The organism is Streptomyces sp. SID9727 (assembly GCF_010550605.1).
Classification (GTDB): Bacteria; Actinomycetota; Actinomycetes; order Streptomycetales; family Streptomycetaceae; genus Streptomyces.
In genome coordinates, this window is record NZ_JAAGNI010000388.1 from 38,725 (window position 1) to 49,681 (window position 10,957).

Consider the following 10,957-nt stretch of genomic DNA (forward strand, 5'->3'; position numbering starts at 1 on the left):
TGGGCCCGTCGTGCGGGCCCACCCGGCGGGGAACGGTCAGCCGAGGTGCGACGGGCCGAAGGCCTGGGGAAGCATCTCGTCCAGGGTGCGGAAGCCGTCCGGGGTCTCCAGGATCAGCTCCGGGCCGCCGAACTCGTACAGCAGCTGCCGGCACCGGCCGCACGGGACGAGGCTCTCGCCGGCCCCGTCCACGCAGGTGAAGTGGGTCAGCCGGCCGCCGCCCGTGGCGTGCAGCTGGGAGACCAGACCGCACTCGGCGCACAGGCCGATTCCGTACGAGGCGTTCTCGACGTTGCAGCCGGTGATGGTACGGCCGTCGTCCACCCGGGCCGCGACGCCGACCGGGTAGCCGGAGTACGGGGCGTACGCCCGGGACATGGCGTCCCGGGCCGCGGCCCGCAGGGCCTCCCAGTCGGCCTCGGTGAAGGGCGGGGGCGTCACTTGCCCTGGCCCTTGCGGTAGCGCATGCCGTCCGCCTTCGGCATCCGCAGCCGCTGCGCGGAGAGCGAGAGGACGAGCAGCGTGACGATGTACGGCGTGGCGCTGACGAACTCGGTGGGCACGCTGTCCGTACCGAGGTACCAGACCAGGACCACGGCCGCGATGACCGCGCTGACGACGCCCTGCACGTAGCTCTTGCGGTAGAGCTTCCACACGGCGAGGCCGACGAGGACCACGAACAGCAGCAGGAGCAGCGCGTGGACGGACTCGCCGCCGTTGCGCAGCTGGAGCGCGTCGGCGAAGCCGAACAGGCCCGCGCCCATGGCGAGTCCGCCGGGGCGCCAGTTGCCGAAGATCATCGCGGCGAGACCGATGTAACCGCGTCCGCCGGTCTGGCCCTCGTTGTAGATGTGCGAGGTGACCAGCGAGAGGAAGGCGCCGCCGAGCCCGGCGAGGCCGCCGGAGACGATCACCGCTACGTACTTGTACGTGTAGACGTTGACGCCCAGCGATTCTGCGGCGACCGGGTTCTCGCCGCAGGAGCGCAGCCGCAGGCCGAAGGCGGTCTTCCACAGGACGAAGAAGGTCCCGATGAAGAGGACGACGGCCAGGATCGTCAGCAGCGAGAGGTTGGTGACGAGGCCGCCGAGGATGCCGGCCAGGTCGGAGACGAAGAACCAGTGGTGCTTCTCGATGGAGTGCAGTCCGTCGGAGAGGCCGGGGATCGTCACCGAGGTGATCTCGTCGGCCGGCGGGGACTGCTTCGGGGAGCCGCCCTTGGCCGCCGCCTCGCCGGTGTTGAACCACAGCTTGGCGAAGTAGGTGGTGAAGCCGAGCGCCAGGATGTTGATCGCGATGCCGGAGATGATGTGGTCGACGCCGAAGGTGATGGTCGCGACCGCGTGCAGCAGGCCGCCGAGCATGCCGCCGACGACACCGGCGAGGACGCCCAGCCAGGGGCTGGTCTGCCAGCCGGCCCAGGCACCGAAGAAGGTGCCGAGGATCATCATGCCTTCGAGGCCGATGTTGACCACGCCGGCGCGTTCGGACCACAGACCGCCGAGACCGGCGAGGCCGATCGGCACGGCCATGGCGAGCGCGGCGCTGATCTGGCCCGCCGAGGTGACGTCCTGGGCGCCGGTGATGGCGCGCACGGCGGACAGCGCGAGCAGGACGCCCGCGATGATCAGCAGGATGACGGGGAAGGAGAGGCGGGAACGCCCGCTCTTGCCGCCGGAGACCTTGGGGGCCGCCGGGGGCGGGGTGGAAGTCGCCGTGGCGCTCACGCCGACACCTCCTGCTGGTCGGAGTTACGGGCGGCCTGTGCGGCGAGTTCCGCGCCGACCTTGCTCTGCTGGCGCTTGAGTCCGTAGCGGCGGACGACTTCGTAGGCGATGACGACGCACAGGACGATGACGCCCTGGATCACGCCGACGATCTCCTTGTCGTACCCCTCGAACTCCAGCTTTCCGGTGCCGCGCTCCAGGAAGCCCCAGAGCAGCGCGCCGAGCGCGATGCCGACGGGGTGGTTGCGGCCGAGGAGGGCGATGGCGATGCCGGTGAAGCCGATGCCGATGGGGAAGTCGCCGCTGAACTCGTGGCTGTCGTTGAGCAGCGTCGGCATGCCGATGAGGCCGGCGACGGCACCCGAGATGAGCATCGAGGTGATGACCATGCGGCGGACGTTGACGCCGCTGGCCTCGGCGGCGGAGCCGGACTGGCCGACCGTGCGCAGGTCGAAGCCGAAGCGGGTACGGGAGAGCGTGAACCAGTACGCGATGCCGGCGGCCACGGCGACGACGATGAAGCCCCAGACGGGCGTCGGCGTCGTCGGGAACTCGAAGAAGTGCGAGGACTCCGGGAGCGGCTTGGTGGAGATCTTGGTGCCGGCCTCGTCGAGGTGGCCGAGGCGGTTCTGCTGGAGGAGGTAGCCGATGACCGCGGTCGCGATGGAGTTCAGCATGATCGTCGAGACGACCTCGCTGACGCCCCGGGTGACCTTGAGCAGACCGGCGATGCCGGCCCACATGGCGCCGACGATCATCGCGGTGAGGATGATCAGCGGGATCTGGAGGGCGCCGGGCAGGGTCAGCGCGCCGCCGAGCGCGGCGGCGAAGAAGGCGGCGAGGCGGTACTGCCCGTCGACGCCGATGTTGAAGAGGTTCATCCGGAAGCCGACGGCCACCGCGAGACCCGCGAGGTAGTACGTCGTGGCCTTGTTGAGGATGTAGACCTGGCTGTCCGACTTCAGGCCGTAGTCGAACATGATGCCGAAGGCGTTGAACGGCTCCTTGCCGGTGGCGGCGAGCACGAGCGCCGTCACCAGGAAGGCGACCACGATCGCGAGTACGGGGGCCGCGATCCCCAGGAGCAGCCGCTCCTTGTCGATCTTCTTCATCGGTCCTCTCCCCCTTCGCGGGGGTCGGTGTCGTCGTCCGTGGCGGGCGCGGCGGGCGCCTCGCCCTCCTCCGGCGCTTCCAGGTGGCCGCTGGCCGCGCCGGTCATCGCCGAGCCCAGCTCCTCGGGGGTGATGGCCGCGGGGTCGGCGTCCGCGACCAGACGGCCGCGGTACATGACGCGCAGGGTGTCGGAGAGCCCGATCAGCTCGTCCAGGTCGGCGGAGATCAGCAGGACCGCCAGGCCCTCGCCGCGGGCCTCGCGGATCTGGTCCCAGATCTGGGCCTGGGCACCGACGTCCACGCCCCGGGTGGGGTGCGCGGCGATCAGGAGCTTGGGCGCGTGGCTCATCTCGCGGCCGACGATCAGCTTCTGCTGGTTGCCGCCGGAGAGGGAGGCCGCGGTGACGTCGATCCCGGGGGTGCGGACGTCGTACTCGCGCACGATGCGCTCGGTGTCGGTGCGGGCGGCCTTCAGGTCGAGGAAGGCGCCCCGGCTGTTGGGCCGCTCCGTGACGTGGCCGAGGATGCGGTTCTCCCACAGCGGCGCCTCCAGGAGGAGGCCGTGCCGGTGGCGGTCCTCGGGGATGACGGCCATGCCGCCCTCGCGGCGCTTGCGGGTCGGCGTACGGGTGATGTCCGCGTCGTCCAGGGTGAGGGTGCCCTCGTCCGGGGTGCGCATGCCCATGATCGCGTCGACCAGTTCGGACTGGCCGTTGCCCTCCACGCCGGCGATGCCCAGGACCTCGCCCTTGTGGATGGTGAAGGTGATGCCGTCGAGCACGGCGCGCACGGCGCCGTCCGGGTCGGTCGCGGTGAGCCGCAGGCCGTCCACGGTGAGCATGGGCGTGTCGGTGACCGTGGACTCGCGGGTCTCCGGGGACGGCAGCTCGCTGCCGACCATCAGCTCGGCGAGCTGCTTGGTCGTGGTGTTCCGGGGGTCGGCGGTGCCCACGGTGGTGCCGCGCCGGATGACCGTGATCTCGTCGGCGACCGACAGGACCTCGCCCAGCTTGTGCGAGATGAAGATGACGGTCAGGCCCTCGGCCTTGAGCTCCCGCAGGTTGTCGAAGAGCGCGTCGACCTCCTGGGGCACGAGGACGGCGGTCGGCTCGTCGAGGATCAGGGTGCGGGCGCCCCGGTAGAGGACCTTGAGGATCTCCACGCGCTGGCGGTCGGCGACCCCGAGGTCCTCGACCATGGCGTCCGGGCGGACACCGAGGCCGTAGGCGTCGGAGATCTCCTTGATCTTGGCGCGGGCCCGGTCGCCGATGCCGTACAGCTTCTCGGAGCCGAGGACGACGTTCTCCAGGACGGTGAGGTAGTCGGCGAGCATGAAGTGCTGGTGCACCATGCCGATGCCTCGGCCGATGGCGTCGCCCGGGTTGGAGAACACGGCCTGTTCGCCGTCGACCGCGATGGTGCCCTCGTCCGGCTTCTGCATGCCGTAAAGGATCTTCATCAGAGTGGACTTGCCGGCGCCGTTCTCACCGACGAGGGCGTGGACGGTGCCGCGGCGCACGGTGATGTCGATGTCGTGGTTGGCCACGACCCCGGGGAACCGCTTGGTGATACCGCGGAGCTCCACGGCGTTGGGACTGCTGGACGCGTTGATGGCGCACTCTCCTTGGCAGGAGCGGAGGGCGGGGGCGGTGAGGACGGGAAGGCGGGGGTGGAAAACGTATCGCGCCCGGCTGGTTCCAGTCCCGACGCTACGCGCGTAGCGTCGCCGAATCGTTGGCCACCTGATCACAGGTGGCCGCCACCCCGCCGGGGGTACGTGAATCGGGGCCCGGAACGGGCGGCCGAAGCCGCTCGCCGGGCCCCGATCGACGGTGGATCAGGTCGTGGTCTTGACCGTGATGGTGCCGTCGACGATCTTCTTCTTCGCCTCGTCGAGCTGGGTCTGGATGTCCTTGAGGTGGTCACCCGTGGGGGTCAGGCTGACGCCGCCCTTGGCCAGCGAGTACGTCTGGGTGCCGGTGACCGGCTTGCCGTCCTTGACGGACTTGACCAGGTCGAAGACGCCGGAGTCGACGTTCTTGACGACCGAGGTCAGGATCGTGTCCGCGTACTTCGCCAGGGCCGGGTCCTTGGCCTGGTCGGAGTCGACGCCGATGGACCAGGCGCCCTTCTTGCCGGCGACGGCCTCGATCGAACCGGCGCCCGAGCCGCCCGCGGCGGCGAAGATGACGTCGATGCCCTTGTCGAGCATGCCCTTGGCGGCGGCCTTGCCCTTGTCGGGGCTGCCGAAGCCGGAGAGGTCCGAGCCGGTGGACAGGTACTGGATCTGCACCGTGGCCTTCGGCTTGGTGTCCAGGACGCCCTGGCGGAAGCCGGCCGCGAACTTCTTGATCAGCGGAAGGTCGACGCCGCCGATGAAGCCGACCTTGTCGTCCTTGGACTTCAGCGCCGCGGCGACACCGGCGAGGTACGAGCCCTGCTCCTCGGTGAAGACGATGTTGTCGACGTTCTTCACGTCCGAGACCGAGTCGACCAGGCCGAAGCTGATCTTCGGGTACTTGGGCGCGATCTTGTCGACCGCCTCCTTGTACGCGAAACCGATCGCGATGACCGGGTTGTAGCCGCCCTCGGCGAGCGACTGGAGGCGCTGGTCGCGGTCGGCCGAGCTCTCACCGGTCTTGGCGGTGAGCTCCTTCGTCTCGGCGCCGAACTCGGCCTTGGCCTTGTCCAGGCCGCGCGCGGCGGAGTCGTTGAACGAGTTGTCGCCACGGCCGCCGACGTCGTAGGCCATGCCGATCTTCATCTTGCCGTCGTCCGAGCCGCTGCTCTCGTCGGACGACTCGCCGCACGCGGTGGCGGTGAGTGCGAGGGCCGCGGTGACGGCGATCGCGGCGCTGATCTTGGATACGCGGCGCAAGGGAAGGCTCCTTCAAACCTGACCGAAGCGCCTCTTCCGGCGCTGGTTTCGCCGCGATCGTAACGCGCGTAGATGTCAGATAAAGCCCTGTACGGAAGCCGTTATCGGATCGTCGCGAACGCGCGCCGAACCCGGCGTGACGTGTCCGGTTACGGATGGTTGACGTGGAGCAACGCGGAGGCGGTGAAGAGCTCCACGCCGACCGCGATCGCTTCCTCGTCGGCGTCGAAGTTGCCCCGGTGGAGGTCGAGACCGCGGGTGTCCCCGGGGGTACGGACCCCGAGGCGCGCCATGGCTCCCGGAACGCGCTCCAGGTACCAGGAGAAGTCCTCGCCGCCGAGGCTCTGCTCGGTGTCCTCGATGGCGTACGGTCCCCGGCGCGCGGACATCGCGGCGGCCAGGAGGTCGGTCGCGGCGGCCTCGTTGACGACGGGCGGGACGCCCCGGACGTAGTTGATCACCGTCTTGGCGCGGTACATCCCGGCGACCTCGTCGATCGCGGCGTGCACCAGGTCCGGGGCCTCGCGCCACGCCTTGAGGTCCAGGCAGCGGACCGTGCCGGAGAGCTCCGCGTGCTGCGGGATGACGTTGCAGGCGTGGCCGGTCTCCAGCCGCCCCCAGGTCAGGGCGAGCCCGGCCCGCGCGTCGACCCGGCGGGCCAGCAGGGCGGGCACCTCGGTGGCGACCTTCGCCGCGGCGGTGACCAGGTCCGTGGTCAGGTGGGGGCGGGCGGTGTGGCCGCCGGGTCCGTCGAGGGAGAGTTCGAGGCGGTCGCAGGCGGAGGTGATCGCGCCGACCCGGAGCCCGATCCGGCCGACGTCCACCTTCGGGTCGCAGTGGACGCCGATGATCCTGCCGACGCCGTCCAGGGCCCCGGACTCGATCGCGTCGGACGCCCCGCCGGGCAGCACCTCCTCGGCGGGCTGGAAGATCAGCCGCACCGGGTTGGGGAGCAGCCCCTGCCGGTCCAGCTCGGCGAGCACGAGGCCGGCGCCGAGCACGGTGGTGGTGTGGACGTCGTGCCCGCAGGCGTGCGCGCGGTCGGGCACGGTGGAGCGGTACGGCACGCCGTTCTTGGTGTCCGGGATGGGCAGCGCGTCGATGTCGGCCCGGAGCGCGAGCATCGGCCGCGTGTCCTCCCCGCGCGTCCCGACGTCGCACATGAGCCCGGTCCCGGAGGCGAGCACCTTCGGCGCGAGCCCGGCCTTCTCCAGCCGGGCCTTGATCACGGCGGTGGTGCGGAACTCCTGGTTGCCCAGCTCGGGGTGCATGTGGAGGTCTCTGCGGAAGGCGATCAGCTCGGCGCGCAGGGCGTCGGGCAGGGCGCCGGGCAGGCTCTCGTCCCGGGAGGGGCCGGCTTCGGACTCGGGGCAGATCAACTGGCTCACCTTCTGAAGGGTAAGCCCGTTCCCTCCTCAACTGACCATGAAACAAGAAAACTTCAGCCACACAGGCGAATGTTTGGCCGCGTCTCGGCGTGTGGGACGCGCACGGGATGGGTACACTCCGGCGCTCGTCGGCGCCTCGGCCGCGGGGTGCCCGTCACCGGGTTCGCCACGTCACGGCCGACGGGAACCCCCTCGGCTCCGCGGCCCGCGTATCGGGAACAGCGCCGGCCCCACGCAGAGGGCCCCCGCCGCCAGCAGGTCCAGGCTCGCGGCCATCATGACGGTCCCGGCGAGCGCCGGCAGCGGGGCCGCACCGAGCGCGGACCCGGGAGCCGAGCGTGGCGGCGCAGCACGGCCGGAGGGGATGACCATCCTGACCAGAGACAAGTGGATTCCCTCCTACGACGTGCGGGTCATGCCCGTCTGACCCGGCGCGCCCGTCCCTTCACGCCTCCCCCGCTACGGCCGTGACGTGCCAGGACGCCAGCCGGTGGACGTCGCGGGCCGTCTCCGTGACGCCGCTCAGGAAGCCCTCGGCGCGCGGGGACGCCCCTTCGTGGAGCCATTCGGGGGCGATGTCGCAGACCGCGACCTTCACCTCGGTGCCGGCCAGCGCGAGGGGCAGCGTGTGCACCACGGTGGACGGGAAGCTCAGCACCGTACGCCCGATGGGGCCGCGGCGGGCGATGAGCTCCAGGGGGAGGTCGGGGCGGACGATCTCCAGGCCGGTGACCGCCTCCAGCGCGTGCAGCTTCTCGGTGGACTCGCGGCGGTGCGCGAAATAGCGGGTGGCGCCGTGCGTACGGGCCAGGGCGGCGACCGCCTCCAGATAGCGGGCCCGGTCCACCACGCCCGTCTCGACCAGCGAGGTGCCGACCAGGTCCGCGCCCTTGGTGAGCGACGGCGGACCGAAGCGGGACCGGGTCCAGGAGAAGGTGTTGGGGATGAGGGTGACGCCCGGCGGCGGGATCACGGGCATGGCGGTGAACAGTTCGACCTCGCGCGCCGCCGACGGCGTGAACCTGCGCCGCGCGGTGGACGTCACCGGGGCGAGGGCCAGCTCGCGCGGGCTGAGGCCGCCGCGCCGGTGCCAGCGCACCAGGCGCTCGCCCCGGGTGAGCTGGGCGACGAACTCCATGGTGGCGGTGCCGTCGTCGACCACGGTGAGGCGGCGGGGGCGTACGAGCGAGAGCAGCAGCTGCACATAGCGCGAGAAGGGGTCGCCGATGACGATGTGGTCGGCGTTGCGGACGAGCCGTGTGAGGGCGCGCAGCGACTTCAGGGGGGTGCCCGAGTCGCCGCGCGCCTCCTGCCAGCGCACGGTGATGCCCTCGTCGCGGGCCAGCTCCGCCATCCGGCGCAGCTGACCGCGCGACATCGGGTCGACCGGGGGGAGGACGACGACGGTGATGTCCGTGAGGACGCGCCCGCCGCCTCCCTCGGTGACGGCCCACTCCAGGACGTTCAGGAGCTGGACCGGGCTCTCGACGAAGGCGAGGTTCACCGGCCGGCCCGTCAGACCGCGACCGGCTCGGCGGCCGGGGCCGCCGCGTCGCTCTCCGCCACGACGCCCGGCACCCGGCGGAGCTTCTTCATCGGGCCGAGCTCGGACTCGTACACCTTCTTGACGCCGTCGCCGAGGGAGGCCTCGATGGTGCGGATGTCGCGGACGAGGCGGGACAGCCCCTGCGGCTCGACGGACGCGGCCTGGTCGGAGCCCCACATGGCGCGGTCCAGGGTGATGTGGCGCTCCACGAACGCGGCGCCGAGGGCGACGGCGGCGAGGGTGGTCTGGAGGCCCGTCTCGTGGCCGCTGTAGCCGATCGGGACGTTGGGGTACTCCTGCTGGAGGGTCTGGATGACGCGCAGGTTCAGCTCCTCGGCCTTCGCCGGGTACGTGGAGGTGGCGTGGCAGAGCAGGATGTTGTCGGAGCCCAGCACCTCGACGGCGTGCCGGATCTGGCGCGGGGTGGACATGCCGGTGGAGAGGATCACCGTGCGGCCGGTGGCGCGCAGGGCGCGCAGCAGCTCGTCGTCGGTGAGCGAGGCGGAGGCCACCTTGTGGGCGGGGACGTCGAACTTCTCCAGGAAGGCGACGGCCTCGGTGTCCCACGGCGACGCGAACCAGTCGATGCCGCGCTCCGCGCAGTGCTCGGAGATGGCCCGGTACTCGTCCTCGCCGAACTCGACGCGGTGGCGGTAGTCGATGTAGGTCATGCGGCCCCAGGGGGTGTCGCGCTCGATGTCCCACTGGTCGCGCGGGGTGCAGATCTCCGGGGTGCGCTTCTGGAACTTGACGGCGTCGCAGCCGGCCTCGGCGGCCACGTCGATCAGCGCGAGGGCGTTGTCGAGGTCGCCGTTGTGGTTGATGCCGATCTCACCCGTGATGTAGACGGGGCTGCCGGGTCCGGCGGTGCGGTTGCCGAGGGTGCGCAGGCGGGAGGTGCTCATGAGGGTGTTCCTTACTCGGTGGGGACTGAGGTGGGGGCTGTGGTGAGGGTGGGGCCCAGGAGCCAGGACGCGATCTCGCGGATGGCGCCGGAGCCGCCCGGGGTGGTCGTCACGGCGCGCGCCGCTGCGCGCACCGAGTCGTGGGCGCTCGCGACGGCCACGGGCCAGCCAGCGAGCGCGAAGCAGGGGAGGTCGTTGACGTCGTTGCCGACGTACATGACGCGTTCGGGTGCGAGGGACTGCTCCTCGCACCACTGCTTGAGCGCGAGGTCCTTGCGGTCGATGCCGTGCAGGACGGGCACGCGCAGCTTGCGGGCGCGGGCAGCGACGACGGGGTTCTGCTCGGTGGACAGGATCAGCAGCGGTACGCCCGCCTTGCGGAGGGCGGCGATGCCGAGTCCGTCGCCCCGGTGCACGGCGACGGTCTCGCGGCCGTCGGAGTCCACGAGGACCCGGTCGTCGGTCTGGGTGCCGTCGAAGTCGAGGACCACGGCGTCGATGTCGTCCAGGGTCGGCAGCGGGGCCGGGTCCAGGAGCGGGGCGAGCGCGCGGGCGCGGGCCAGGTCGTGCGGGTCGTCGATCTCCAGGACGCGGGCCGGGTCGGTGCGGACCAGCGCGGTGTGGCCGAAGAAGCGGTGGCGGTGGGTGCGGAAGCCGGCCGCGTCCATGGCGTAGGCGGCGCCCGTTTCGAGCAGGTCCTCGGGCCGGTCCTGGCGGCGCGGGCGGACCCGCTTGTCGTGGTTGACGCCGTAGTTGTGGTCCTCGACCGCGGTGCCGTCGCGCCACAGGAAGCCGTGGAAGGGGGCGACGGTGACGGCGGTGTCGGCGCCCTCGCGGGCGACGGCGGCGGCGACCCCGTCGATGTCCTCGCGGGTGACGAAGGGGCTCGTGCACTGGACGAGCAGGACGACGTCGGCGGCGCGTCCCCGCAGCGACTCGTAGGCGTCGAGGGCGTGCAGCACGGCGGCCTCGCTGGTCGCGGTGTCCCCGGCGATCTCCTCGGGGCGCTGTACGCAGTGCAGCCGGGCGCTCTCGCCGAGGGCCTCGGCCGCCGCGCGGGCGGCCTCGGCGACGGCGGGCGCGTCGGTCGTCACCACGACGTCGGTGACCTCGCCGGAGGCCAGGCAGGCATTGACGGCGCGGGCGACGAGCGGGACGCCGCCGACCCGGGCGAGGTTCTTGGCGGGTACGCCCTTGGAGCCGCCGCGCGCGGGGATGACGGCGAGCACGGTGGGTCGGTTCATCGGTGCTCCGGTGAGTGTGGTGTCGGTGGTGTTCACAGCTCCCCCATCCGCCGGACGACCGGGGCGACGCGCTGGACGCCGTGCCGGTACGCGCCCCGGGCCGCGTCCCGGACCGCCTCGCGCACCGCCGTCCTGACCCGGCCGGCCTCGCGGGGC

Annotated in this window: 9 protein-coding genes; all 9 read right to left on the bottom strand. The window is 71.5% G+C overall.

All coding sequences use genetic code 11. From position 1 onward, the window contains the following. Positions 1 to 36: 36 nt before the first annotated feature. Complete coding sequence (locus G3I41_RS37115; protein ID WP_073964308.1) at positions 37 to 441, bottom strand: cytidine deaminase; 405 nt, start codon at positions 439 to 441, stop codon at positions 37 to 39. Continuing rightward, positions 438 to 1,727 (bottom strand): ABC transporter permease, encoded by a 1,290-nt coding sequence (locus G3I41_RS37120; protein WP_164403057.1) that lies wholly within the window; start codon positions 1,725 to 1,727, stop codon positions 438 to 440. The genes G3I41_RS37115 and G3I41_RS37120 overlap by 4 nt, the downstream gene beginning before the upstream one ends. Further along, positions 1,724 to 2,839, bottom strand: coding sequence for an ABC transporter permease (locus tag G3I41_RS27450; RefSeq protein ID WP_164403058.1), 1,116 nt, complete (start codon positions 2,837 to 2,839; stop codon positions 1,724 to 1,726). The genes G3I41_RS37120 and G3I41_RS27450 overlap by 4 nt, the downstream gene beginning before the upstream one ends. Continuing rightward, positions 2,836 to 4,425 (bottom strand): ABC transporter ATP-binding protein, encoded by a 1,590-nt coding sequence (locus tag G3I41_RS27455; RefSeq protein WP_164403059.1) that lies wholly within the window; start codon positions 4,423 to 4,425, stop codon positions 2,836 to 2,838. The genes G3I41_RS27450 and G3I41_RS27455 overlap by 4 nt, the downstream gene beginning before the upstream one ends. Before the next feature lie 252 nt (positions 4,426 to 4,677). Next, positions 4,678 to 5,718, bottom strand: a complete 1,041-nt coding sequence (locus tag G3I41_RS27460) for a BMP family ABC transporter substrate-binding protein (RefSeq protein WP_164403060.1) — start codon at positions 5,716 to 5,718, stop codon at positions 4,678 to 4,680. A gap of 149 nt (positions 5,719 to 5,867) precedes the next feature. After that, positions 5,868 to 7,097 (bottom strand): amidohydrolase, encoded by a 1,230-nt coding sequence (locus tag G3I41_RS27465; protein ID WP_164403067.1) that lies wholly within the window; start codon positions 7,095 to 7,097, stop codon positions 5,868 to 5,870. 454 nt (positions 7,098 to 7,551) lie between these two features. Then, positions 7,552 to 8,610 carry a hypothetical protein gene (locus G3I41_RS27470; protein WP_164403061.1) on the bottom strand — a complete coding sequence of 353 codons (1,059 nt, stop codon included), beginning with the start codon at positions 8,608 to 8,610 and terminating at the stop codon, positions 7,552 to 7,554. 11 nt (positions 8,611 to 8,621) lie between these two features. Beyond that, positions 8,622 to 9,557 (bottom strand): N-acetylneuraminate synthase family protein, encoded by a 936-nt coding sequence (locus G3I41_RS27475; protein ID WP_164403062.1) that lies wholly within the window; start codon positions 9,555 to 9,557, stop codon positions 8,622 to 8,624. 11 nt (positions 9,558 to 9,568) lie between these two features. Continuing rightward, positions 9,569 to 10,801, bottom strand: a complete 1,233-nt coding sequence (locus G3I41_RS27480; protein WP_164403063.1) for an acylneuraminate cytidylyltransferase — start codon at positions 10,799 to 10,801, stop codon at positions 9,569 to 9,571. Between the last annotated feature and the right edge of the window lie 156 nt (positions 10,802 to 10,957).